The 25,135-nt window shown below is 33.4% G+C and carries 23 protein-coding genes; 12 read left to right on the top strand and 11 right to left on the bottom strand.

The genetic code is table 11. The annotated features are described in order from the left end of the window. Positions 1-68 precede the first annotated feature (68 nt). On the top strand, positions 69-437 hold the full coding sequence (locus PP176A_RS07445; protein ID WP_071139839.1) for a KDGP aldolase: 369 nt from the start codon (positions 69-71) through the stop codon (positions 435-437). On the opposite strand, the gene PP176A_RS07440 is transcribed toward PP176A_RS07445, so the two are convergent. Genes PP176A_RS07440 through PP176A_RS07430 form a run of 3 tightly spaced genes read right to left on the bottom strand, consistent with a single transcriptional unit; the run spans position 406 to position 4,166 of the window. Then, positions 406-1,164 carry an ABC transporter ATP-binding protein gene (locus tag PP176A_RS07440; RefSeq protein WP_071139838.1) on the bottom strand — a complete coding sequence of 253 codons (759 nt, stop codon included), beginning with the start codon at positions 1,162-1,164 and terminating at the stop codon, positions 406-408. The genes PP176A_RS07445 and PP176A_RS07440 overlap by 32 nt on opposite strands. A 3-nt stretch (positions 1,165-1,167) precedes the next feature. Continuing rightward, complete coding sequence (locus PP176A_RS07435; RefSeq protein ID WP_071139837.1) at positions 1,168-3,486, bottom strand: ABC transporter permease; 2,319 nt, start codon at positions 3,484-3,486, stop codon at positions 1,168-1,170. 32 nt (positions 3,487-3,518) lie between these two features. Continuing rightward, a complete protein-coding gene (locus PP176A_RS07430) occupies positions 3,519-4,166 on the bottom strand; it encodes a TetR/AcrR family transcriptional regulator (protein WP_071139836.1) in 648 nt (215 codons plus the stop codon). Between the two features lie 200 nt (positions 4,167-4,366). Here PP176A_RS07430 and PP176A_RS07425 point away from each other — a divergent pair, with 200 nt between their 5' ends. Next, on the top strand, positions 4,367-4,858 hold the full coding sequence (locus PP176A_RS07425) for a hypothetical protein (RefSeq protein ID WP_071139835.1): 492 nt from the start codon (positions 4,367-4,369) through the stop codon (positions 4,856-4,858). Positions 4,859-4,995: 137 nt separating this feature from the next. Here the strand turns inward: PP176A_RS07425 and PP176A_RS07420 are convergent, their stop codons facing one another. From PP176A_RS07420 to PP176A_RS07400, 5 genes are all read right to left on the bottom strand, one after another. Further along, positions 4,996-6,231, bottom strand: coding sequence for an ABC transporter permease subunit (locus tag PP176A_RS07420; protein WP_071139834.1), 1,236 nt, complete (start codon positions 6,229-6,231; stop codon positions 4,996-4,998). A 3-nt stretch (positions 6,232-6,234) separates the two neighbouring features. Next, positions 6,235-7,122, bottom strand: a complete 888-nt coding sequence (locus PP176A_RS07415; RefSeq protein WP_071139833.1) for an ABC transporter ATP-binding protein — start codon at positions 7,120-7,122, stop codon at positions 6,235-6,237. Between the two features lie 135 nt (positions 7,123-7,257). Next, the gene (locus tag PP176A_RS07410; protein ID WP_441296104.1) at positions 7,258-7,977 is read right to left on the bottom strand and encodes a sensor histidine kinase; all 720 of its coding nucleotides are present in this window, start codon (positions 7,975-7,977) and stop codon (positions 7,258-7,260) included. A gap of 337 nt (positions 7,978-8,314) precedes the next feature. Continuing rightward, complete coding sequence (vanR, locus tag PP176A_RS07405; protein ID WP_071139831.1) at positions 8,315-9,013, bottom strand: VanR-ABDEGLN family response regulator transcription factor; 699 nt, start codon at positions 9,011-9,013, stop codon at positions 8,315-8,317. 163 nt (positions 9,014-9,176) lie between these two features. Next, complete coding sequence (locus tag PP176A_RS07400) at positions 9,177-11,111, bottom strand: BglG family transcription antiterminator (RefSeq protein ID WP_071139830.1); 1,935 nt, start codon at positions 11,109-11,111, stop codon at positions 9,177-9,179. Between the two features lie 192 nt (positions 11,112-11,303). On the opposite strand from PP176A_RS07400, the gene PP176A_RS07395 reads away from it, so the two are divergent. The 5 genes from PP176A_RS07395 (at position 11,304) to PP176A_RS07375 (ending at position 15,841) form a co-directional block, all read left to right on the top strand. After that, a complete protein-coding gene (locus tag PP176A_RS07395; protein WP_071139829.1) occupies positions 11,304-11,621 on the top strand; it encodes a PTS sugar transporter subunit IIB in 318 nt (105 codons plus the stop codon). A 20-nt stretch (positions 11,622-11,641) separates the two neighbouring features. Then, the gene (locus PP176A_RS07390) at positions 11,642-12,892 is read left to right on the top strand and encodes a PTS sugar transporter subunit IIC (RefSeq protein WP_071139828.1); all 1,251 of its coding nucleotides are present in this window, start codon (positions 11,642-11,644) and stop codon (positions 12,890-12,892) included. Positions 12,893-12,913: 21 nt separating this feature from the next. Next, positions 12,914-13,249, top strand: coding sequence for a PTS lactose/cellobiose transporter subunit IIA (locus tag PP176A_RS07385; protein ID WP_071139827.1), 336 nt, complete (start codon positions 12,914-12,916; stop codon positions 13,247-13,249). Positions 13,250-13,296: 47 nt separating this feature from the next. Beyond that, positions 13,297-14,736 (top strand): glycoside hydrolase family 1 protein, encoded by a 1,440-nt coding sequence (locus tag PP176A_RS07380; protein WP_071139826.1) that lies wholly within the window; start codon positions 13,297-13,299, stop codon positions 14,734-14,736. A gap of 184 nt (positions 14,737-14,920) precedes the next feature. Continuing rightward, entirely contained in the window at positions 14,921-15,841 is a 921-nt protein-coding gene (locus tag PP176A_RS07375) for a ribokinase (protein WP_071139825.1), read from the top strand. A gap of 51 nt (positions 15,842-15,892) precedes the next feature. Here the strand turns inward: PP176A_RS07375 and PP176A_RS07370 are convergent, their stop codons facing one another. Then, positions 15,893-16,909 (bottom strand): LacI family DNA-binding transcriptional regulator, encoded by a 1,017-nt coding sequence (locus PP176A_RS07370; RefSeq protein ID WP_071139824.1) that lies wholly within the window; start codon positions 16,907-16,909, stop codon positions 15,893-15,895. A 136-nt stretch (positions 16,910-17,045) separates the two neighbouring features. Between PP176A_RS07370 and PP176A_RS07365 the strand changes: the two genes are divergently transcribed. After that, positions 17,046-17,870, top strand: a complete 825-nt coding sequence (locus PP176A_RS07365; protein ID WP_071139823.1) for a carbon-nitrogen hydrolase family protein — start codon at positions 17,046-17,048, stop codon at positions 17,868-17,870. Between the two features lie 116 nt (positions 17,871-17,986). Then, entirely contained in the window at positions 17,987-18,871 is an 885-nt protein-coding gene (locus PP176A_RS07360; protein ID WP_071139822.1) for a DMT family transporter, read from the top strand. A 78-nt stretch (positions 18,872-18,949) separates the two neighbouring features. On the opposite strand, the gene rhaA is transcribed toward PP176A_RS07360, so the two are convergent. Then, positions 18,950-20,203, bottom strand: coding sequence for an L-rhamnose isomerase (rhaA, locus tag PP176A_RS07355; RefSeq protein ID WP_071139821.1), 1,254 nt, complete (start codon positions 20,201-20,203; stop codon positions 18,950-18,952). Between the two features lie 173 nt (positions 20,204-20,376). Then, positions 20,377-21,336 carry an AraC family transcriptional regulator gene (locus tag PP176A_RS07350; protein ID WP_143037660.1) on the bottom strand — a complete coding sequence of 320 codons (960 nt, stop codon included), beginning with the start codon at positions 21,334-21,336 and terminating at the stop codon, positions 20,377-20,379. A gap of 214 nt (positions 21,337-21,550) precedes the next feature. Here PP176A_RS07350 and PP176A_RS07345 point away from each other — a divergent pair, with 214 nt between their 5' ends. From PP176A_RS07345 to PP176A_RS07335, 3 genes are all read left to right on the top strand, one after another. Then, complete coding sequence (locus tag PP176A_RS07345; RefSeq protein ID WP_071139820.1) at positions 21,551-21,922, top strand: sensory rhodopsin transducer; 372 nt, start codon at positions 21,551-21,553, stop codon at positions 21,920-21,922. Positions 21,923-22,483: 561 nt separating this feature from the next. Further along, positions 22,484-24,568, top strand: coding sequence for a BglG family transcription antiterminator (locus PP176A_RS07340; RefSeq protein ID WP_071139819.1), 2,085 nt, complete (start codon positions 22,484-22,486; stop codon positions 24,566-24,568). 21 nt (positions 24,569-24,589) lie between these two features. Beyond that, on the top strand, positions 24,590-25,063 hold the full coding sequence (locus PP176A_RS07335; RefSeq protein ID WP_083381846.1) for a PTS sugar transporter subunit IIA: 474 nt from the start codon (positions 24,590-24,592) through the stop codon (positions 25,061-25,063). Positions 25,064-25,135: the final 72 nt, after the last annotated feature.

Below are 25,135 nucleotides of genomic sequence, written 5' to 3'. Positions count from 1 at the left end.
GAAATACATGTAACGTATGAAAATTATAAATAGTAAATATATTGCACCATAGAAAGGGAGAAAAGGTTATGTATGTTTTAGCGGAAATAGCCAAAGAAACGGATTCCGGTCATGTTAATCAGGTTTTCCCCACGGCAGGGTATACTCAAAGATTGTTAAAAGGTGCCGGAGCAGACAATACTTTGGTAAATGCTCTTATCAGCCCTACAGGAACAGTTGGCAAAGTAATAATTTCAACTGGACCTTTCAGCAGTAAAAATAACCTTGTTGCAGACATAGATGATGCTTTACTGATGTTGAGAGACTGTACAGAAACATATTTATATAATAATGTATTAAACCGACTTTCCGTACAGTCTTTAAGGGTAATTTATCCATTTCTACTTAGCCTGCTGTCTCCACATATTATATTCCTATTTCTTGCATTTTCGTTGTAACTTCTTTCATCCTGCTGTCAGTATCTGTACCATTGAATTTTGAAAGACGTATTTCATTTATAATTTTTCCGTCGCGTATAAACATAATGTGTTCTGCCTGAGCCGCTACCTTTGCATCGTGAGTTACAAGCATAAGCGCGGTACCTCCCGCATTAATTTCAGAAAAGATATTCATAATCCCTTGTGCAGATTTTGAATTAAGGGAACCCGTTGGTTCATCGCCAAAGATAATTTCCGGGTTACACATAAGTGCTCGGCATATTCCGGCGCGCTGAAGCTGTCCCCCTGAAACCTGTGTAATATCACGTTTTTCCAATCCTTCAATTCCTGTTTTTTTCATAAGATTTTTGGCTTTTTCGATAATATTTATAGAGTTTTTTCTGTTGTCAAGCATTGAAGAAAGAATGATATTGTCAAGTATATTCAAATTTTTTAACAAAGTGGGCTGCTGAAAAACAAACCCCATTTTTGTTCTGCGCATGTCAGCAAGTTCCTGTTCTTTAAGTGAGGATAAATCTTTACCGCAAAAAATAACTTTTCCTCCGTCAACACTATCGGTTCCGCTCAACGTAAACATCAATGTCGTTTTCCCTGAGCCTGAAGGGCCCATAACCGCAACAAATTCCCCTTCGTTTATTTCAACAGACACTCCGTTGAGGACATTGAACTTTTCATTGCCTTCACCAAGAGATTTTACTATGTTTTCACCGATAATAATCTTTTTCATGATTTACTCCTTTATATTTTGAAATATTTTTATTTTTCCTGCATGGGATGTACCGATAATTGTTGCAATAAGTACTGAACATATCATCATCAGCGGACAAAAAATATACGCTGAAAGGGGATTAATCGTGAAATTAAATGATGATGCTCCAAACAAAGATATAATTGCACCTATGAGCATCTCTCCAAGAGTGTTTGCCAGAAGTGTACCGAAAACAATTCCCGCGATCAAAACGAATATGGAACGCGAAACATATTGTACTGTAATATCAGAGTTTGTAAAACCTAAAGCTTTCATTACGGCGGTATTGTATTTGTCCTTTGCTATAAGCATTTTCATAAACAATAGTGTAACCAGTCCTGATATGACCAATGCAACGATAATTGCTACATAGGAACCCTTTTCGACAGATCTTATTGTAGAGCTGAATGTCTGTATAATATATTTATCAATATCTGAAACTTTTGCGAAACTAAATTTATTTGCATATTCCGAAACCTTACTGCTGATAAGGGATTTATCCAAGATATCAGCATAAATAATGGTCCACATAGTATCCGCTGAATTATCGGAAAAAACAGCTTTTGCGGTTTTGCCACCGTTGGTGATATCGGAATAAATTCCGCATACCTTGAAATCTTTTTCCCTCCTTGACGTCATTAACGTAATGGCATCTCCGACTTTTTTACCTAGTTCATTAGCATTTATAACCGAAAGTGCAATTTCGTCTTCTAAGACAGGTGCCCTGCCTTCGGAATATCTTACAGGAAATATGGAATGGTCGCCTAATTCGATTTTTATACGCTCTTCCGAGCCGTTCTCTATCTTTACTTTAAATGCTTTGGTAGTAAGCATGGTATATTTGGATATATAACTGTCATTTTCCATTGCTTTTACAATTTCAGCTGATTTTTCGGAAATATTGTTGATTTGTTGAATGTCGATACGCATATCGGTTTTTCCTATTCCCATATACGTGATGAATTCCTTTGAGGAAATGGTGTTGTACAAATTCCGGGGAACAATAATAATAAAGGCTGAAATTACAAACACCATAAACATTGTGGTATAAATTTTTTTCCTTGAGAGAACATCTTTAATGGCGAGAAAAATATTTGTATCAAACAGTTTGTTCTTGCTTAAGCTAAAATTTTTTGCACCTAAAAGTTTTTCTTGTGAGGTACCAAAACGTATTGCTTCAGCAGCTGATATTTTTCTAAAGCGTTTTAGAATATTATTCACATAAATAATAATTGAAAGGAATATAAAAAGAACACAAACCATTCCAAAGAGCAAAGCAAAAGAAGAATTTTTACTTTTACCCATATAAAGCCGTATATTTTCAAGAAGCATGCCTCTGAATAAAAACGAAAGTATAAATCCAAGAATACAGCCTATTCCTCCAATTGCCGTATACTTTACAAGGTATATTTTCTTTATATGGTTAACCTTAAGTCCAATTGCTTTCATAACACCTATTTCCCGATAGTCATCCTCTATTTTTGCAAGAAGCGTGAAGCGTATGCACATAAATGCAATTGCAACGACAAGCAGACTTACAATAAGGATAACTCCAATCATCAGTCCGTCGGAAATTGCATTGATCGTTTTTAAAAGGGGATACGTAACCACTGGTCCGTTTGATTCAAGTCCTGCTGAGGTATAAGCAGTTTCAAATGCACCAAGGGTGGATAAGTCTTTTAATCTGAATTCAATTAAATATTCTGTGTTTCCTAAATTCCTTATTTTTGCATAATCATTTTCGTTTACGAGGAACCTTTTTGATGAGGCAAGTAACGAATTCATCTGTGAATCCCGGAGAAATCCCGCAACAGTAAATTCTTTTCCGCATATAACAACCGGCTCTCCCACTTTTGCACTGCCATCTTTCATGTAGGATATGGGAATGTAGATTTCTTCAGGGGATACTTTTATAACTTTCCCGTCAAGGTCAAGGAGATAATCAAATCTTTTACTCTGTGTACATAAGCCGTTATCCTGAACACTATTTGCAAGTGAGTTTTTTCCAATTATAATCTGTGCGCCATCAATGTTGAGAAATTCAAGTACCTGGAATTCATCAACATTGCCGTTTTGTTCTGCAAAGGCCCCAAGCTGTGAAATATCAATTTCTCCTGAGTGCATCTGCATAAAATGCGGAGTTTTTGCTTGTTCCATTAATGTATCTATGGAGCCTAAGAGATTTATTCCAAGTATCGCTGCAAGGGAAACAAGCATAGCTGCGGCAACAACGAATATCATTGTCGTAAGTGTCATAGTCTTACTTTTTAAAATGTCATTGCGAATTATTTTGTAATACATAAGTCACCTCCATTTTTAAAAGAATTTTTCCATTATTTATTGCTGTCTTCATTTTTTTTATCAAACATCTGCATAATATCCGTAAGACTTCCTTTTTCAGCGCCAAGGAGTCTTCCCACGTTGAAAATAAAAGCCTGTATACGTAAAGCCCTTTCTTCTTTTGTCATTTCAACCATATCATTATCAAAAATAGTATTCGTATATGCAACGATCATTTCCATACATTCATATGGGAAAGGCGTATCAAACAGCCCTTGTTTAATTCCTTCACAAATTATTTCCGTCAGTATTGGTACAATGCCGCTTAATATAACCTTTTGTATTTTTTGATGCATAAGTGCATTCTGAGGCTTATGAATATGGTCGATAATCCCATTGCCTCCCTTATTGCTTATATCCAGCGCCATTACAATGCTGATAATACGTTCGTTTATGGGTATATCTTTATCTGCGGCGATTTCCTGTGCTGTACTTAAAAGGCGGACATTATATCTCTCAATTAGAGCGTTCATAATATCTTCCTTCGATTTAAAATGATAATATAAAGTTCCTCGTGCAATCCCTACCTTTTCAAGAATATCATTTGTGCTTGTGGCATCAAAACCCTTTTGACGGAAAAGTTCATCTGCAGCGTCGAGTATTTCATTTTTACGTTCTTCAGCTTGTTTTACTATCCTCATTTTTAATATCTCCTTTATATAGACCGACTGTCTATCTATTATAGAATAATATATTGTTTTGGGGCTGTCAAGAGTGCCTAATAAAAATGTTATAATATAACATATATATAAAATAATAATTAAAAAGAAAGCAGCTGAATATAAAATTAGAAAATTTTTAAATAATATATTGTTTGATGTTAACTAAGGGGGCAAAGAGGATGAAAAGGTTTATTATTCCTTTAATAATCATATTATTAGTCGTAGTCTTATTTAGCATTAATTATAAAAAGAAAGGGACTTTTGAAGAACTGGTATTAAATGAATATTTGGATACTGCCAAAGCCAAAAATTTTGATCAGATTGTTTTTTGGAACGATAATTCTCATAAAACGGAAAACGACACTGACAAGATTGATGAAATACTGAATAAATTTAACAGCCTTCAGGGAACGGAATATAAAGATGGTCCCAATGCTTGGTTCCTTTATACCATCTTTTTAAAGAATAGTACTACCGGTGAATCTTTAGCCGTTTCCGTAATGGAGGATAATTGGCTGTGGATTCATGAGGATGTACTTTCCATAACTGAAAATAAAAAAGACAACATAACCGAGATGAAATACGTAAAGGCAGAAAAATATTTTAAAGTTACAGATGGAAATATAGATTATGATTATTTTGCTACTCTGATGAATTCTATTGATGAGTAAGGCAGATAAAATACTGCCGAATAAAGATTTCAGATATCCCTCGTGGAAAAGTTACGGCGGCAACCTCTTTATGCCGCCGTTTGCTGTTGTATAAGCAAAAAAAATGATGGCTTTGAATTTTGTTTCAAAACTGCCGTTTAAGCTTGATGCTTGCAATAGGCGTGTACGGCCAGTAACAGGAAAATTGGAATTTCAACTGCCGCAGCCACCAGTATAACATCAGGCACCCAAAGGCTAATTTGACCAATATGCAAGTAGTTAAGGTCATACAGTTGATATAGCAGATTATTCCTCATACCAACTCCTGCTGATGGCAAAATAGAACTAATCCAGTTTTCACCCACGGCTGAATACGCAAATATGGGAAGCAAACACGATACAAAGGCAATCAGAATGACAGTCAGCGAGTCTTTGCATTTAGCTGATAAAAATAATGTGAAGCTGACCGTTGCAAGCAAAGAAAGTAACCCACCGGCAGCTAAAACAATTTGTAATTGTCCGAGATTGAGAGCGGGTAGGCTGATCGTTGAGAATAACATCTGCATGGATGTTTTCAGGCACTCCGGCCCAAAGGCAAGATCGGAAATGAGTAAATGTAAAAGGATACATACAACGAAAGTTACAACAAAAATCGTTAAAGCGGCCGCTACTTTCATAATTGCCAACCGGAAACGCCCATGCTTTGTGCAACGCAAAATACTGTCAGAGCCTGTCTGATATTCACTTGAAAATGTAGGTGCGGCAATAGCGGTACAAAGAATGACACATACAAAAATGAAAAATTCAATGTAATCAAAGGCATCCCTTGAATATCCGGCATATAACTGAAAAGGTGTTTTTACCTCTGCGTATTTTTTCACGGCCTTCTCTTGTGCAACTGATCCCTTTTTCTCTAATTGCATGTAATCTTTTAGGTGCTGCACAGTTTGCTCATAAAAGCGATCAAATTCGTCCGGAGAAATATCCTTTAAATCTGCCGCCATACCGGTTTTGGGGTCAGCAAACGCTTCTCGCACTCCTCTTCCTAAAAGTACGCTGATTGGAGAAATCTTTTCCGTATAGACATCAAACGGAAAATTTTCACTGTCAACGTCTCCATATTGGGAAACAGTGTTTTGATATGTTTTCAAGGCAGCTTTGAGCTTTTCGGGTGTAACTTTACCATTATGGACGGAACGAATCGATTTTTTATAGGCAATCGCCTTCAAACCATTTAATTCAACGATTTTTCCGTTATCGTCTTGATAGTTGATGGATTCAAACATTACGGGAAGCCAAGCCATTGCCGCAGCCATTACTAAAGTAATAAGCAGTAGAATCATAGTGCGGTGTGATTTCAACACACGCCTCATTTCCAGCCAATAGATACGCATATGTTATTTTTCCTCCTTTCCAATATCATCTTGTGGGAATAGCCACAAATACAAATCTTCTAAGCGCGGGGAAGCCATAACCGAGTTGCTTACTTTTGGTTCATCGGCCAAATAGCGAATGGATACTTGATTGTTGTCCTCGCCGCGCTGGTTGATAATACGCAACTGCATTTCATACATCGGCAAATTGTCAGCAGGTACTATGCAAGTCCAGACTTTTCCCACGACTTGCTTCACTAATTCGTCCGTTGTGCCGACATCAAGAATTTTACCGGCTTTCATAATAGCATTTTGGGTGGCGATGTACTCAATGTCAGATACAATATGCGTCGATATGAGAACAATGCGGTTATGGGAAAATTCCGAAATGAAATTGCGGAAGCGAACCCGCTCGCCTGGGTCAAGGCCAGCAGTCGGTTCATCCATAACAAGGATTTTGGGGTCGTTCAACACCGCTTGTGCAATTCCAACCCGGCGCCTCATTCCCCCGGATAGTTTTACGATTTTTTTGTTTTTTGCATCAGAAAGGGTGAGGGTATCCAATAGACTATCAATTTTTTTTCTTGTTGTTTTTGTCGGTACGTCCTTAAGGGCAGCAACATATTCCAAATAATCTTTAACAGTAAAATCATGAAAGAAGCCAAATTCTTGCGGCAAAAATCCAAATAGATTTCTGTATTCTTCCCCCATAGTATGAATATTTTTTCCATCATAAAGGACTCTACCGCTGGTCGGTTTCATAATGTCTGCAATCATCAGCATCAACGTAGTTTTACCGGCCCCGTTGGCACCAATCAGGCCCCATACACCCGGCGTAAGGCTCAGGCAGACATCATCAACGGCGGTTTTATCCTTAAACTGTTTGCTAAGGTGTTCAATCGTCAGTTCCATGTCATTTCTCCTTTTCTTCTATTACAAAAGCAAACGCCCTTGTTCAATACATATTGTACTGAGCAAGAGCGTTTGAAACTTTAAGATGAACCGAATAAATTCCTAAGAAAATCCTAACATCGAATTAATGTTTTCCTAAGTCATAGTTGGCAGTGACACGGTAAACGTGACGGTATCATTTTCACTATGAGCGGAAATTTCTCCCCCGTGTAAATGGACTATTTCTTCTGCAATAGATAAGCCAAGTCCCGCTCCCCCTGTATCTGATTTGCGGGCTTCATCTAAACGATTGAATTTCTCAAAAATAGCAGATAGTTGATCAGAAGGGATCGTCTGTCCATGGTTTTCAAATGTAATAACGATTTTATTTTTGTTCGCTTTTGCGGAAATAATAATTTCCGTATTAGGATAACTATATACAACAGCGTTTTTCAGAATGTTGTTGAACACTCTGGCTAACTTTTCTGAGTCTGCATAGACTGTCAAATTTTCATCTGCATGGAGAGTAGCATAATTTCCCTTGGCAGACAATATGGGATAAAATTCATCGATCAACTGTACGAGCATATAGTATAAGTCTACATTCTCTTTGGTTATCTTGATTTGCTGCGCATTGTATCGTGTAATTTCAAAAAATTCATTGATGAGCTTTTCCAACCGTTGTACCTTTTTTAGTGCAATACCTACATATTTTGCCTTTTGTTCAACCGGAATATCGGGTGATTCATCAAGTAAACTTAAATAACCGATAATAGAAGTCAACGGTGTCCGAATATCATGAGCCAGATACATCACTAATTCATTCTTTTTGTTCTCTGTTTCTTTTACCGCCTGCTGACTTAACAGGACAGACATTTTAATTTGGTTCATTTGCTTTTCTATGTTCTTAAGGGGTTCGGATAGCTCTATGGTACTATCGTTTTGCTGATACACAGTTTGGGTAGCATTTATAATTTCCTGTAAATATACCCAGGGCTTTTTCCAATAGTAATAGAAGATGCAGCAAAAACCAATAATCAGATACAAAAAATAGACCAAGTCAATTCTCAAATGAAACCACCTAAAAAACGGATTTGAAGACTGATTAAACCCATAGTCGGTTATCATGACTAAGGCATAACCAACCAGAGTATAGACTAACAGAGTAATATACAGCCGGAGCCGTAATTTATTTTCTATCGGATGATTTTTCTTAACCAATTTTATACCCCACTCCCCATATAGTTTTAATATATTTCGGTTCGTCTAAGGTATCCCCCATTTTTTCACGCAAATGCCGGATATGAACAGTGATCGTGTTATTGCTTTTGCTGTAATATTCATCATGCCATATCTCATGAAACAATTCTTCGGCGCTTACTACGGTTCCTTTGCGTTCAAGCAAAATACGAAGTATGGAAAATTCCGTAGGGGTCAACGAAATAGGCTCTTCATTTAGCAGGCATTCATAGGTTTTTGTATTTACTTCCAACCCAAGATAGGAAAAAACCGGACTTATATCAGTTCCCTCTTTGAAGGAATTGTATTTTTTGTACCGGCGCAACTGCGCCTTTACTCTGGCAACCAGTTCAAGGGGGCGAAAGGGCTTTGTAATATAATCGTCAGCCCCTAAGGTTAAGCCTGTAATTTTATCTGTTTCCTCGTCTTTGGCAGTCAACATAATCACCGGGAAAGTATATTGTTCGCGAATTTTCCGGCAAAGAGAAAACCCACTTATGTTCGGCATCATAATATCCAGAATGGCAAGGTCAAGTTCTTCTGTTTCAATGCAGGTTAAAGCATCTTTAGCAGAATAGAACTTGTAAACAACATAATTTTCATTTTTCAAATAGACTTCTATTAAGTCCGCAATCTCATATTCGTCATCAACGACAAGAATTTTATCGTTCATGGAATAACGCTCCTTTCTGCTATAGCTAAATATATTATACCAGAATAAGTTTCCCCAATTATGAATTTTAACATAAGAATTTACTAAGATTTTCATAAGATAGCAAAGTCATTTTTGTATTCATATAAGGAACAGAGCCGTATGGGATTTTGATACTAAACTTCTATATTTCTATCATATTTGTAATTGTAGCTAAGAATTCATCATAATCACTGCAATTTATTAATTTCTGTACATTTTTAGGTTCTGATAATATTTCAATTAAAATATCAAAGACATCTCTAAAGGTGGAACGATCGGTTTCACTTATTCCTATAAGTACAATGATATTAACATATTGATTTCCCCACTTCATGGGTTTTTCGTTGATTACCATGGATATAAAGGATTTATAAGCATTATGCTTTAAAGAGTGCGGCACAGCTACTAAATTATTAAAGGATGTAGGTGACATTTTTTCTCTTTGCTCTACCTCTTCATAGAACTCAGGATTTGCATATTTCAAGGCAATGACTTCATTTGTCAAATTTTTAATCATTAAATGTTCATCCTTTAAATAATAATTTCTTTTAAATAAAGTACTGCCGAATAAAGATTTCAAATACCCCTCAATTTTTTTTTGCTTCTTTGCTCTTTTTATCATAGTTAGTTTAGAATTTATATTACTTACATCTTCATCACTTATAAATGGTGAAACTACTATTACATTATCATCATCGGATATTATTGGTACACATGAAATTATCATATCGGTTTTAATTTCTTTTAAACAGAAATTGTTTATAGAAACCATATTGATTATTTCTAAACTATTTTCAAAGATTTTTCTAATTTTATTATAAGCCTTTAGATGAGTATCATAATAATCTAAGTATACAAATACAGCCGTAACTTTTTTATTAAAGCTGTTATTTTTCTCTATTTCAGCGCCAATGTGTATTGCAATAAAGGCTATTTCATCTTCAGATATATAAACATCTTCATATCGCTGTAATTCCAATGCAATAAAGACTGCAATTTCATATATTAAAGGGTATGCCTCTTTAATCTTTGCAGTTAAAGGATTTTTTGTATACATACCGTTATATGTTCGTATCATCAAATTACGGATATGTATTGTAAATTTAGGCAGAAATTCATCGTCAAAGATATCGAAGGAAAAGACCTCTTTCACTTTTTCAATAGCTTGCTTTGCTATATCTATATATTTACCTTCAATGAAATCCTGTATATTGTGTGAATTCACTAAAGAATAATTTATTTCCGAAGTGTAGCTTGAAATGGTTAGTGTTAAATAATAAAATTCGGATTCATTCATTGTAATACCGTAAGAATTATTTAAATACTTTTTGATTTCATCTGCAACTTTAGCTTCCTTAGTGTTTTGAATTTTTTCCATTTGAACATCTTCAGCAATATTTAATCCTTGCCTGATTCTTTGAACCATAACTATCAAATGGAGTGTTATATTGTTTAAGGCATAATCGTTGACAAATAGATTATTTTTGTTTAGAATTTTGTGAATTGAGTTTCTTATATTATTGTATTCAGTACTGTTTAATTCCATAGAAAACATAGCAAGAGCTTTCGTCGGAGTGAAATTTTCCGAACTTTCATTGTTTACAATGTATCTTATCATCTTTCTTTTATCTCTTTCAAGTCCAGACAGATAAAAATCCATTGAATTATTTTTTTTAATTACTATACTAAAATTTTTAAAAAATGCCTGCAAACTATTTATATCAGCTAAAATAGTTTCTTCGCTGACAAAAAGATCTGAACTAAGTACAAACAAGTTATAACCTTTAGGATGGGTTATTAATTTATTTCTAATAAAATTTATCCTTTGCTGAGGCGTTTCTACAGTGTTGTATTTATCATTGTTATTTAATATTAAATAGTAATTTTTTTTGTTAATTTTATATCCTCTGGAGGAAGAGAATATTAGCTCGTACCCTTTGTAAGTTGTATTTAGTTGTTTGATATAATTCCTTACAGTTCTTGTAGAAACAGACAGTAATATGGATAGTTCGTCAGAAGTAACCCAATCATTTGTTTTAAGAAGATGTGCTAATAACCTTTTTTTATTTTCCTCCATATTCGACAGCCCCTACTATTTTTTATTATATCTCAGTATATATAAAATAATTTGACATAACAAATATATTTATTTCCTACCCTTGGGAAATAGAAATACTTGTTATGGGAAATACAATTGAATATTCTATAAATTAAGAGAAGTTAATATGAACAAATAACATAGATGGTTAAAGATCAGAAGGAGGAAAACATGAAAAAAATAAGAGTTTTGTTGGTATGCGGTTCTGGAGCCAGTTCCGGATTTATGGCAGTAAATATCAGAAAAGCGGCAAAAGTCAGAGGAATTGATATTCAAGTTAATGCAAGAAGTGATTCCGAAATAGGAAATTATATTGACGATTGTGATTTGATCTTTGTCGGTCCTCATTTAGAGTGCATGATTGATGAAATCAAAGAATATGAAGAAGAATTCCCTGTTAAAGTTGCTTTAATGAAACCGGAGTATTATTCGACTTTAGACGGAGATAAGGCACTGAATCATATTTTATCGTTATTTAATGAAAATTAAAAAATAAAGGAGGAAAAGGGATGGATAAGTTAATAAATTGGTTAGAAAATTCATTTGCGCCCAAATTAAATAAAATAGGTCATTTGAGCTGGGTCGTAATATTAAAGGATTCAGTTATGCAGATATTGCCTTTTATTTTACTTGGTTCGGTATTTTGTGTATTAGGAATTCTTAATGATTATTTTCCGAACCTCCCCAGTTTTTGGACCCCTTTCGGTTGGACTATGGGAAAGTTGTCCTTATTTGTAGCATTTCTTGTACCGTTCAATTATTGTAAGAGAAAGAAATTACGTAAGCAGAGATTAATCGCGGGATTGACCGGATTAATATTTTTCTTGATCTGTACTACGCCGGTTATTGTTAAAGAAGGAACTGTAGGTTTTGATTCATCTGCCCTTGGCGCCGGAGGCATGTTTGTCGCAATTGTTACCGGTATTATTACATCATTAATATTTGGTGCATTTGGCAAGTTTTCGTTTTTTAAAGAAGATTCGCCAATACCGGAATTTGTAAGAGTATGGTTTGATCAAATGCTTCCGATTTTTATAGTCGTATGTTTGGGGTGGCTTGTTGTACAAGTTAAAAATATTAATTTATACAATTTAATTGCTAATCTGTTCATGCCATTGCAGAAAGTTTTAAATACTTGGTATGGGTTTACAATTATGAATTTTATTATATGTTTTATTTATTCCATGGGGATTTCGCCATGGGTACTTGATCCGGTGACTCAACCGGTTAAAATGGCAAGTATTGCAGCAAATCTTGCAATGATAGCTGCCGGGACAGCTACAGTAGCCAATATGAATATGTTTACAGAAGGAACTATTTATGTTACTTATATGTGGGTAGGTGGAATTGCATGTACCATGCCTCTTGTAATCATGTTAATACGCTCGAAAGTAAAGAAATTAAAAGCATTGGGAAGAGCGTGTATTGGGTCGAGTATTTTTAATATCAATGAACCTGTAGTATTCGGATGTATTGCATGGAATCCATTGCTAATGCTGCCCATGTGGTTGCAGGGTATTATCTTACCTCTTCTGACATGGTTCTTTTGTAAGGTTATTGCTTTTGCTCCAATACCAAGGATTCAATTTGAACTATGGTATATGCCGTATCCAATTGGAACCTGGATTTCGACAAGGTCAATTAAAGCAATTTTATTTTTAATTTTGTCTGTTTTTGTGTCAGCATTAATTTGGTATCCATTTTTTAAAGCGTACGAAAAACAAGAATATGAAAACGAACAAGCAAGTATACAAGAATAAATCAAGATAGGAGCAGATAAAATGAATGAAGAAATGGTTCAGAATGCAATGCAGATTATTCTTCATGCCGGAGATGCAAGGACAAGAGTAGAAAAAGCGCTTATTGCGGTTTCTATATTTGATTTTGAAACTGCGGAAAAAGAAATGGAACTTGCTCAAGTGAAGATTACCGAAGCGCACAAAGTTCAAACCGATGCAATTCAAGATGAAATTCGTGGAACGGCATCTGAAAGTTCATTATTGTTCACACATGCACAGGATACCTTGATGACAATTTACAGTGAGATCAATATTGCTAAACAACTTATTAACATTGCTAAAAGTTTAGATCAACGATTAAAAGTTTTAGAAAAATAAAATATATGAATTTCTAAAATTATTATTTAGAGAAAACGGAGGATAAAATGAAAAAAATACCGGAAGGTTTTCCAAAAGAATTCTTGTGGGGAGGCGCATTTGCCGCCAATCAAATGGAGGGTGCTTACCTTGAAGATAGGAAGGGATTATGTGTATCGGATATCAATGAATTCAGGGATGATATATCAATTGAGAAGAAATACAATAAAGAAATGACAAGAAAATATGTTTTAGAAGCATTAAAAAGCAAAAATAGAATATTTCCTAAACGTACTGGCATTGATTTTTATCATACCTATAAAGAGGATCTGAAATTACTGGGGAAGGACGGATTGGGCTTAAAATCCTATAGAACATCTATCAATTGGGCTAGAATTTTTCCTAATGGAGATGACAAGGAGCCGAATGAAAAAGGACTGAAGTTCTATGACAATTTAATCGATGAAATTATTAAAAACGGAATGATTCCCATGATTACCATGTCCCACTACGAAATGCCGTTAAACTTAACTTTAAAATATAAAGGTTGGTATTCAAAAGAAGTGATTGATTTTTTTTCAAAATATGGGAAGGTCCTTTTAGACAGGTATCATGACCGGGTAAAACATTGGATAATTGTGAATCAGATTAATCTGATTAAGCATGAGTCATTTAATCATCTCGGCGTTGCCGAAGATGCAGTTGAAAATGTTATTGAAGCAAAATATCAAGCAGTGTTCAATGAAATGATTTCCTGTGCTCACATTACAAAGTATTCCCATGATAATTATCCTGATGTGAAGATCGGGATGATGTTTTCCGGAGGTCCGGCCTATCCGGCGTCAGGTAAACCTGAAGATGTTTTTGCTGCGATGAAGCATAATCAGATGGAGTATTTGTATGGAGACGTTTTATTGAAAGGGTTTGTTCCGGGATATGCCTATCGCTATTTTAGCGACAATAATATAAACATTGTCATCACAAAAGAGGATGAAGAGATTCTTAGAAATCATTGTGATTTCCTCTCTTTCTCATATTATTATACGATGTTATGCAGCAAAGAAAGTTATGAAAATAGAAATGAAGTTTTCAGAAATCCGGGTTTACCCGCCAACCCGTGGGGGTGGTCAATTGATCCTTTGGGATTAAGGATTTTATTAAATGAATTCTATGACAGATACCAATGCCCCATTTATATTACAGAAAATGGAATAGGGCTATATGACAAACTTGAAAACGGAGAAGTGCGAGACACCTACCGCCCTGATTATTATCGGAAACATATAGAACAAATGAAGGAATCAATAAAAGATGGGGTAGATTTGAGAGGCTATTATGCATGGGCACCCCTTGATATCGTGAGTTGTTCTTCAAGCGAGATGAGTAAACGATACGGGTTTATTTATGTCGACTTAGATGATTATGGAAATGGCTCAGGGAGACGTATAAAGAAAAACAGTTTTGACTGGTACAAAAAAGTAATTGAAACAAATGGAGAAGTTTTATAAAGGGTAAAATATAATTAAATTAATATTGTGTACAAACTTATAAACAAGTTAGGGAAATATAGAACCTAACTTGTTTATTATTAGAATCTAAATATCCTTTATTGTTGGCTTGACAACGATTTCTTTATATGTTACCATATATTTGATAAAACGTTTTATCATTATATAATACAAGGAGAATGCTATGAATAATATTGTTATTTTAGGAAGCCTAAATATGGATTTAGTAATTGATATCGAACATTTACCTAAAATCGGAGAGACGATTTGTGGGCAAAGCATTTCTTATTTTTTAGGAGGAAAGGGAGCCAATCAAGGGGTATGTGCATCCAGAGTGATAGATGGAGTATCATTAATCGGATGTGTAGGAAATGATTTTTTTGGCACTGTATTGTTAAAACAGCTAAAAAAAGAAAGATTAGATATCTCCGGAGTTAATATTATGGAAGGAATTTCAACCGGTGTTGCCTCAATTTTTAAAACCAGATATGATAACGCGATTGTTACTGTTGCCGGAGCCAATAGCTATTGCGATGTTCAAAAAATTAAAGAACAGACAAATCTTATACGAGATTCAAAAGTGCTATTATTGCAGCTGGAAATTCCAATAGATACTGTTACTTATGCTATAAAAGAAGCAAAAAACAGTAATACTAAAGTAATTTTAAATCCGGCTCCTTATCGTAATTTACATAATGAACTGATAGATTCAGTTGATTATATCACTCCTAATGAAACGGAATTTGAATATATGTATGGTTCAGAATTTAATGATGATAAATCCCTGGAGAAAGCAATGGTCTGTTGGCAGATGAGCCATCCTAATACCAGGTTGATTGTTACAAGAGGTAGAATCGGAGCTTCCTATGTTAAGGAAGAAATTGTAGCAACATCGGAATCTTTAAAGGTGAATGTTAATGATACCACAGGGGCCGGAGATACATTTAACGGATTATTTGCCTGCTGTATTGCATCGCAGAAGGAATTGGACTATGCAGTTAAATTTGCAACAACAGGTGCATCATTATCTGTTCAATATATTGGAGCCCAAACAGGAATGCCAACTCTAAATGAAATTAATAAATATATGGTTCAAAATGGGTAGAAGAAATGTTTATAGAGGGCCGTTTACAGGATATAGGCCCGCAGGCCGTTCTTATCTTAATTTTTGTACACTGTTTTTTTCAATTAAAACAGGAGATAAACTTATTATTTGATTTTTTGTAATGTTATTCAAATTTTCTTTTAATAAATCATAAGCTTTCTTAGCTAAAATAGGGATATCTTGGGCAACTGAAGTAATTTCATTTCCTAATAAATAACGATATAATACATTATCATAGCTAATGATTGAAATTTCATCCGGAACACTAATTTTGTGCCGAATTAGATAATTCATACAGCCAAGGGCCATCATATCATTGCTTACAAATATAGCTGTAATATCTTCGCTTATGAGCGTCTTAGTTGCGTTGAATCCTCCTAAATATCTGAAATCACCATCAACAATGTATTTTTTATTTATTTTTATGTTGTTTTCTTTTAGGGCATGACAGTATCCCTTAAATCTTAAAATAGAATTATTTACTTTATCCGGTCCTTTTATGCAGCCTATTTTAGAATGACCATTTTGTATTAAATAGGAAACAGCCTTATAAGCACCCAATTCATTATCATAAAAAACTTGATTACATTCAAAATTATCTAAATTTCTATCTACTAATACAAAAGGAATATTTAAATTTGCTAATAATTCTTTTATCTTTTTTTTATGCCTATAACTTTCTTGACCTAATACTATAAAAAGGCCATCTACCTTTCTTGAACTAAGCAAAGATATCGCCTTACAATCTTCATGATAACTATCATTTGTATTTATAATCATCAAAGAGTAGCCATCCTTTTTACAATTGCTTTCAATACCTTTAGTAAGAGACGAAAAAAATAGATTTTCTAAGTCGGGAACAATTAATCCTAAAATTTTTGATATATTAGTAACAAGGCTTCTTGCAATTAAATTAGGTCTGTAATTACTTTTTTTTGCTATTTTAATTATTTCTTCTCTTTTTTCTTTTGATATTCGGCAAGGTTTATTATTTAACACTAAGGAAACTGCACTAATGGAAACGTTGGCCTTTTTAGCTATACTTTTTAGGGTGACTTTTTGTGACATTACTAATCATGCCTTTCTCTTAGTTAACTCTGTAACCGTATTTTATAATATTGTATAATAAATATAGCATATGTTAAAATATTTATCAATTATTTGAGTCTTCTATTTATTTAAATATAATATGAGGTGATTCAAAATGAGAAAATTCATCATTGCCGCACTTCAATTGAATTCGAACGATAATAAGAAACAGAATTTGAGAAACGTAATAACATTAATTGAAGAAGCGGCAGAAAGAAAAGCCAAAATAGTAGCAATGCCTGAAAATATGAATTATGTCGGAGTCGAAAAAGAATCGGAAACGATTCCGGGATATACAACAAATTTGTTGGCTGAACAAGCAGTTAAGTACAATATATATATCCACTGCGGCAGTATTAGTGAAGATAGTAAAACGGGCAGACCTTACAATACAACGGTATTTATTAATCCGAAAGGTGAAATAATTTGCAAGTACAGAAAACTACACATGTTTGATGTTGACATAAAAGAAGGACCTTCTTTCAGAGAATCCGATAACAAAACACCTGGGAGTGAAATAGTAACCATTGAAACGGAATACGGCAATTTAGGATTTTCAATATGCTATGATATAAGGTTTCCTGAAATGTACAGAATCATGGCATTAAACGGAGCACAAATAATTTTTGCACCGGCCTGCTTTGTAATGAATACCGGAAAGGATCATTGGGAACCTCTATTAAGAGCAAGAGCAATAGAAAACACATGTTATATAGTAGCACCTGCTCAAATAGGGATTAAACCGTCATATCAAGCATACGGAAAAACGTTAATCGTAGACCCGTGGGGAAACGTGATTGCAAAAGCTATGGATAAGCCATGTGTTGTAACGTCAGAAATAGATCTTGATTACCTTGAAAACATAAGAAAGCAGGTTCCAAGTTTAAAAAACAGGCGTTCTGATATTTATGACTTAAAAAAAGTAATTAAAAATAATTAAGATTATATTTTGCAAGTATAAAATTTTATAAACACTCTGTCCTTGACAGTGCTGTAAGATAAGTGCTAACATTGGAGGGTGGGCAATGCCTAAGTGTAGCTTAAGGAGCTGATCTGATGACGCGTTTTCGAGGAATTGTATGTGTAGCCATTTCGGCTATTTTGTTTGGATGCATGCCGTTAATGGCTAAAAAAATATATTTATGTGGAGGAAATCCGGTAAACCTTGCGTTTAACCGGTTTGTATTTTCATTACCAATTTTATTTTTATTAATGAAAAGATTTTCGGACAATATATACATAAATCCAAGACAAATTTTAAAAGTCTTTATTTTGTCTCTCGGATTTTCGGGAACTTCGATTTTGCTTATGTCTTCTTACAACTATATTTCATCATTTACGGCTACAACGATTCACTTTATATATCCCACTATTGTTATACTGATGGATGTTATAATATTTCGTGAAAAGATTAAGCCTGTTAAATATATATGCGCTATCCTTTGTACCATAGGGATCATGCTGTTTTATACTCCGAATCAATCGGGAAATATTATCGGCATAATTTTTGCACTTACTTCAGGAATTACATATGCTTTTTATATAGTTTATCTTGACAAAAGCAATATCGAAGAACTACCGGCCTTTAAACTTGCTTTTTATTTGTCGCTTATTTCATCAATCGAACTATTTTTATTTTCTTTTGCTACAAATAAATTAACATTTAATATTAAACCGTCAGGCTGGATACTAACTATTGTTTTTTCCATTCTTATTTCCACAGGTGCAACTACTTTATTTCAAATAGGAGTAAAAATTATAGGAGATCAGCAAGCTTCTATTCTCAGTACTTTTGAACCAATTACCAGCATGATTTTAGGAGTATTGGTTTTTAAAGAAATGTTGAACATGAAAATTTTTACAGGAGTATTTTTTGTTATCCTATCCATTATATTAATTACTATGTTTGACAGATCTACTGATAAAATAACTTTAAAATAAATTTTTTATAATCTAAAGTGAGTTTCAAAAGGGGCCTCTTATTTGATGGAAGCCCTTTTATTTGTTCCCGAATTCGTTTTAGATTCTTTTTAATAATTCCTCTTTTTCATATTTTTTAACTATACCATACCATTCATCTTGAATTGGTACATTATTTATATGGCAATAGTAGTTCCAGATATCTCCGAAAGGATAAGATTTAAGCTCCTCCATTAAGACTAATCTCTTAGTAAAATCCTCTTCTTCTTGTAGTTTTTTCAACTCGTCATTAGGCAAGAGAAGGGCAAACAATAAAGCCTTTATCATATTTCTGGTACCTAAAACCCAAGCAGCAATACGGTTTATACTTGCATCAAAGAAGTCTAAGCCAATTATTACCCTATTTAATGCATCATTTCTGACTATTTCTTTAGCAATTTCTTGCAATTCATCGTTGAAAGTTATAACATGATCGCTATCCCAACGGACCGGTCTGCTAACATGCAATGCTATCTTATCATTAAACAATAACATTGATGATATTTTATCCGATATGACTTCAGTAGGATGAAAATGTCCCGTATCCAATAGATAAATTTTGTTGTTTTTAGCCGCGTAATTCATGTAAAATTCGTGGGAGCCAACAGTATAGGATTCTACTCCTATTCCAAATAATTTAGATTCAACGGAGTCTATATTGTATTTTTCATCTATTTTTTCTTCAAATATTTTATCTAACGAATCTTTTAGTCTTTTTCTTGGAGTGAGTCTGTCACTGGGGATATCCTTAAATCCATCGGGGATCCAAATATTTGTTAAACACGGTTGACCTAATTCTTTTCCAAAATATTTGCCGATTTTTCTGGACCTCTTACAATGTTCTATCCAGAAATTTCGGATGTCTTCATTCGGATGGGAAAGAGTAGCCCCTTTGGCTTTTGGATGAGAGAACAAAGTAGGATTAAAGTCCAATCCCAGCCCCATTTTTTTAGCCCAGTATACCCAGTTTTGAAAATGTTTTGGTTCGATTTCGTCTCTATCAACGGCTATGCCATTGGTTTCAGCATAAATGGCATGGAGATTGACTTTATGTTTTCCGGGTATTAAACTTAATGCTTTTTCCAAATCCTTTCTTAATTCTTCAGGATTTCTGGCTTTTCCGGGATAGTTTCCCGTTACACCTATACCGCCGGACAATGAACGTTCTTCAACTTCGAATCCTGTAATGTCATCACCCTGCCAACACTGGATTGATATTTTAACTTTAGATAATTTTTCAAGAGCTTTTTCTACGTCTATACCTAATTCTTCATAATCTTCTTTTGCCGATTGAAATCTTTTGTTGATATCCATATTCTACCCTCCTAATTAATGTTATTTAAAAATATATAATCGATTTCAGTTTATGGGATTACGTATGAAATTCATATATAATGAATTGTTATACTAAATTATATATTTAAAAAGAAGGTATTTTAATATCTATATTTGTTTAGTTTATTAACCTTATTTGCATAAAGGATATTTCAGTTAATTGAATTCCTAAAATTTTTAGGAGTTGTATTGTACTTTTCTTTAAAAATTTTATAAAAATATGTCAGGTTTTCATATCCTATGGATTGAGCAATTTCTGAAATCGGTAAATCAGTAGATTTAAGCAGTTCTACTGCTTTGTTTAAACGTTTTTCCTGTAGCAGTTCGTTAAACGTTAATTCTGTATATTTTTTAACAATACGGCTTAATTTATAGTTGGGCTGTATTAATTTTTTGGATATTTCAAACAATGCTGCGGTTTTATAATTTGTATCAATATAGTTTAAGGTATCCAAAACCAATTTTCTTTCATAATTATTGGCGGAATAGCCTTCAATAGAATCGGAGTTTTTGGCTAATTCAATTAATAAAAGACCTATTAGCAATTTTATTTTAGCTTCACTCATAGTGGAAGGCTTGTATAATTCCCATATGATTTTATATATGGTTTCATGAATTTCCTTGTTTTTCGATACTTTGAAATACAAATATTCCGCTTTGGCATGATTTGTATATAATGTGGTCAACAGAAAATTGCAAATAATATTATCATTATCTAAGAAGGTTAAAATATAATTAAAGAATTCCGGTTTTATTATAAAATTAATTGCGATATCCCTGTACTCCGATGGAAGGATTTCGTGATAGATTTGTTGATTTAAAAAGATTAATTCCCCCTCTTTTAGAGTCAGTTCTTGAGAATTAACTATATGTTTAAAGCTGCCTTTATAGACGTATATAATTTCAATAAAATTATGCTTATGCTTGGGGAAATGTATGAATCTGGGATGTTTACGAATAGCTATCAGTTTATTTTTAGTCAATAATTTATTGCTGTCTACAATAAAATCGGCATAGTCCGTATACAGACCTTTGTTTACATTAGCTCCTTTTAGAATATCAATTTCTTCCTTGGTTAATGCCAATAATTTATAATACATTTGATTTTTCAAGGAATCACCCTCTCAATTTTGATTATATATATTCTACTAAATATTGAGCATATAGTTCAAGAGCAGGATAAAAAATAATATTTATTTTTGTCCATATCATTAAGCTGTAATTTTCTTGACAATAAAAATTTAGTTTTATAATATATATGTAAATCTTTTGGACAAACATCAAAGAGTACTTTGGTAACATAAGTTAAGAAGGAGGAAAAATTATATGAATAATTTAGGTTCTAAAGTTTGGATTATTCCGGATGGATTTTTACCTTTAAAAAGCAGTGGAAACCTTAAAAGCCATGAGGCGGTATGTGTGCTAAATTTAGGAGAGAAAGATGCAAATATAAATTTGAGTATCTATTTTGAAGACAGAAATCCTATGGAAAATTTTAAAGCTGTCTGTGGTGCCAAAAGGACTAACCATATAAGATTGGATAAGATCATGGACAACAAAGGGAATAAAATTCCTGTAAATATTCCTTATTCGATAAAAATAGAGAGTGACGAACCCATAATAGTGCAGCATAGCAGGATGGATACAACACAGGCTGAGATGACTTTAATGACAACTATTGCATATGAATTAAAATAATAGGAATTCCAAAGTATAATAAATGCTTCTATTTAAAATCAAACAAAGAAAATATACCAATAGTTTGAAGACCTAATTTAGTTCATTGCAGGTTTCTTCGAATTCATGGTTAATAAATTATGAGTTACTATCTTATCATTATATAGTTTTTCTATTAGTATTCCTCTAATGATACGGCTATTTTATAATAGCCGTATCATATTCTTCAGATCAAATGATTTTAATATCCAAATTTTATCCATTCATTATCTGTATTTACTTTATATTCTATATTTTCCTTTTAAAATTTTTCACATATCTTATATCTTGTCCCCTGCTCGACCTTATAATTTGTTATAATTATGCGCTACTGCCTAAAGCAGTTAGGAAGCTAAATGGCAATTTTTTAACTAAACAGTATTGTCACGTATACAATAGGACTAATCTGATAATTATTCTATTTACTTGATTTAGCATAAAGTTTCAGTACAGTGAATGTTCTGAAAACAACAAAGATTGGGATGAATTGGAGAAGACATTGTTAAATGTCTAAGTTATAATAAAACTAAAGGAGTGATTTGTATGCAAATAGATTCAACAATGATAAGTATCCTTGAAGATATTTGTACTAATGGAAGCCTAAGCATCTTGGAACTGGAATCAAAATATAATTTTACAAAGAGACAGCTCAGATATTGTATAGAAAAGATAGATGAATATTTAATGTCAGAAGGATTTAATTTGATAGTAAATGATAGTGAAGGATTTTTCGCAATTAATCATGAAAGATGTAATGAGCTCATGGGAAAGATAAGCAGTATCAAAGTCAAAAATTATTATTTCAGTAAAGAGGAAAGAATTAGGCTTATAATACTTTTTATTATCAGTAAAGAAGAGGAATTATCACTCCAGCATTTTATTAGTGCCTTAAAGGTAAGCAAAAATACAGTATTAAATGATATCAAGGCTGCTCAGAAATTATTAGATGCATACAATTTAGAAATACAGTATTCAAGAAGCGAAGGATATGAAATCGTTGGAAATGAGTTTAATATAAGAAAATGCTTATTGGAAATGATTAATAGCGTGTTAAACTTGTACAATGAATTCTTAAATATTAAAGAACTATGTCATTTAGAGGAAAAAAATCTAAAAGAATTTAGAGACAGGCTTATAAGTATTGAAGATGAACTTCATGTAACTTTTACAGATGAAAGGATGGAGACAATTTCCTACTGCCTGACGATAGTTAAACGAAGAATATCCCTGGGGAAAAGGTTAAGCAAATCAGATATTATTTATGAAGAATTAATTGACACAAAAGAGTATCAAATTGCCGATCGTTTTATGAGTGAATATGGGGAGTTGTCAAAGGAAGAAAGATTTTTTATAACACTTACTTTATTATCTGCCAATTTATCTACTTTAACTTTGGATGCTCTTTCGGAACCCGTGGTTCTAAAATTAAAAATAGCTATAGAGCAGTCTATTAGAAATTGTGAAATGAAATCCTGCGTATTTATACCGGATAAAAGCACATTGATATCAAATATTTTACAGCATCTAAGGCCTGCCTATTATAGAACAAAATATAATCTGACTTTATTTAATACTTTTGTGGAAGTTGTAAATAAAGAAAGTCATGATAAGTATTTTATAGAATTTTATAAAATCGTGGAAAAATCCTTTGAACCTGTAAACGAAATATTTGGATGTAAGATTCCGGAGATAGAGCTAAAATGTATAACCTTGATAATATTAAGTTGGATAGGGAGACAGGGCAAAAAGATACGCAGAAGCCTTAGGGCCATGATAGTTTGTCCAAACGGTGTATCCGCTTCAGTAGTATTGCATAGTACCTTGAGAGATATTTTCCCTGAAATTTTGTTTTACGAGCCCATGACTATAAGAGAGTTCAAAGAATTTGATGAGAATGAATATGATATAGTATTTGCTCCTATATATATTCATACTAGCAAAAAGCTTTTCGTGGTTAATCTTCCATTAACGCAAAACGGGAAAAACAAGCTCAGAAATATGGTTACGAGAGAAGTATATGGCAGCAGTTCAGTTGTACTGAACGTAGATAGAATATTAGAAATAATCGATGAAAGCTCTGAAATAAAGGACAGAAAAAAACTGAAAGCAGATATAAAGAAATATCTATTTGATGAATTAGGTGCGGAGGACGTTTCTGCAGAGGAAAACGAAACCCCCAATTTATCAGGTTTTATAACAGATAACCATATACAAATAACAGAACAGGTTATAGATTGGAAGCAGGCTATAGAAATTGCATCTATGCCGTTGTTAAAAGAAGGTTACATTAATCAAAGTTATGTACAAGCAATGCTCGATCAATATAGTTGGGATAGCCGCACAGTGATATGGGGATATGATATGGCTTTGGTTCATTCTAAGCCAAGTGCCGGAGGAAACCGGGTAGGTATGGCATTGCTTAAACTGAAAAAAGGGGTTGCCTTTGCAGGAGGAAAGTCTGTTCATGTAGTGGTAGCTCTGTCCGCTATAGATAAAAAACGGCATTTAAAGGCTGTTCTACAGTTGTCAAACTTGGCGCTTAATAAAGAAAACATGGCTTCTATAGTAGAAGCAACAACAAAAAAAGAAATTATTGAAGTATTAAAAAAATATGATGAAAAATTGTAGAAACTAAACAAGGAGGAAGACATGGAAAGTAAAAATATGTTTTTTAAAGAAGCAATATTTTTGGATATAGAGGCCAAAAGTACCGATGATGTTCTTGATTATGTTTATAACAAATTACATTCTTTAGGCTACGTAACGGAGGAATTTAGAGCTGCTGTAAAAGAAAGGGAAAAGAAATATCCCACAGGGTTGCCAGGTCCCATATATGATATTGCCGTACCCCATACTGATCCCGATTATGTTGTTAAACCGTTTATAGCAGTTGCAAGAACAAAGGAAGGAATTCCCTTTGTACAAATGGGAACCAGAGATTTACACCTTAAGACAAGGATAGTTTTTGTTTTGGGTTTTAAAACAGGCAAATATCAAGTAAAAATTTTGCAGACCCTTGTGGACTTGTTCATTCAGGGAACCATGGCTGAAGAATTTATGAAGGTTAATGACGAAGATGAAGCTTTAGAATTATTAAAAAATATAAAAATCGAAGGAAATTAAAAAGGACTCTATTATAAGCATCTTTTAATGCTTGATTATAATAAATAGTACGGCCGTACAGGAATTGTTTAA

It is taken from the genome of Sporanaerobacter sp. PP17-6a, from assembly GCF_900095615.1.
Lineage (GTDB): Bacteria > Bacillota > Clostridia > Tissierellales > Acidilutibacteraceae > Acidilutibacter > Acidilutibacter cellobiosedens.
The sequence above is the reverse complement of the archived record's forward strand: the minus strand, read 5'-3'. Positions and strand labels throughout refer to the sequence as shown.

Coding starts and splice junctions, on each gene's coding strand:
- PP176A_RS07445 (WP_071139839.1), top strand. CDS start 69: ATGTATGTTTTAGCGGAAATAGCCAAAGAAACGGATTCCGGTCATGTT.
- PP176A_RS07440 (WP_071139838.1), bottom strand. CDS start 1,164: ATGAAAAAGATTATTATCGGTGAAAACATAGTAAAATCTCTTGGTGAA.
- PP176A_RS07435 (WP_071139837.1), bottom strand. CDS start 3,486: ATGTATTACAAAATAATTCGCAATGACATTTTAAAAAGTAAGACTATG.
- PP176A_RS07430 (WP_071139836.1), bottom strand. CDS start 4,166: ATGAGGATAGTAAAACAAGCTGAAGAACGTAAAAATGAAATACTCGAC.
- PP176A_RS07425 (WP_071139835.1), top strand. CDS start 4,367: ATGAAAAGGTTTATTATTCCTTTAATAATCATATTATTAGTCGTAGTC.
- PP176A_RS07420 (WP_071139834.1), bottom strand. CDS start 6,231: ATGCGTATCTATTGGCTGGAAATGAGGCGTGTGTTGAAATCACACCGC.
- PP176A_RS07415 (WP_071139833.1), bottom strand. CDS start 7,122: ATGGAACTGACGATTGAACACCTTAGCAAACAGTTTAAGGATAAAACC.
- PP176A_RS07410 (WP_441296104.1), bottom strand. CDS start 7,977: ATGTCTGTCCTGTTAAGTCAGCAGGCGGTAAAAGAAACAGAGAACAAA.
- vanR (WP_071139831.1), bottom strand. CDS start 9,013: ATGAACGATAAAATTCTTGTCGTTGATGACGAATATGAGATTGCGGAC.
- PP176A_RS07400 (WP_071139830.1), bottom strand. CDS start 11,111: ATGGAGGAAAATAAAAAAAGGTTATTAGCACATCTTCTTAAAACAAAT.
- PP176A_RS07395 (WP_071139829.1), top strand. CDS start 11,304: ATGAAAAAAATAAGAGTTTTGTTGGTATGCGGTTCTGGAGCCAGTTCC.
- PP176A_RS07390 (WP_071139828.1), top strand. CDS start 11,642: ATGGATAAGTTAATAAATTGGTTAGAAAATTCATTTGCGCCCAAATTA.
- PP176A_RS07385 (WP_071139827.1), top strand. CDS start 12,914: ATGAATGAAGAAATGGTTCAGAATGCAATGCAGATTATTCTTCATGCC.
- PP176A_RS07380 (WP_071139826.1), top strand. CDS start 13,297: ATGAAAAAAATACCGGAAGGTTTTCCAAAAGAATTCTTGTGGGGAGGC.
- PP176A_RS07375 (WP_071139825.1), top strand. CDS start 14,921: ATGAATAATATTGTTATTTTAGGAAGCCTAAATATGGATTTAGTAATT.
- PP176A_RS07370 (WP_071139824.1), bottom strand. CDS start 16,909: ATGTCACAAAAAGTCACCCTAAAAAGTATAGCTAAAAAGGCCAACGTT.
- PP176A_RS07365 (WP_071139823.1), top strand. CDS start 17,046: ATGAGAAAATTCATCATTGCCGCACTTCAATTGAATTCGAACGATAAT.
- PP176A_RS07360 (WP_071139822.1), top strand. CDS start 17,987: ATGACGCGTTTTCGAGGAATTGTATGTGTAGCCATTTCGGCTATTTTG.
- rhaA (WP_071139821.1), bottom strand. CDS start 20,203: ATGGATATCAACAAAAGATTTCAATCGGCAAAAGAAGATTATGAAGAA.
- PP176A_RS07345 (WP_071139820.1), top strand. CDS start 21,551: ATGAATAATTTAGGTTCTAAAGTTTGGATTATTCCGGATGGATTTTTA.
- PP176A_RS07340 (WP_071139819.1), top strand. CDS start 22,484: ATGCAAATAGATTCAACAATGATAAGTATCCTTGAAGATATTTGTACT.
- PP176A_RS07335 (WP_083381846.1), top strand. CDS start 24,590: ATGGAAAGTAAAAATATGTTTTTTAAAGAAGCAATATTTTTGGATATA.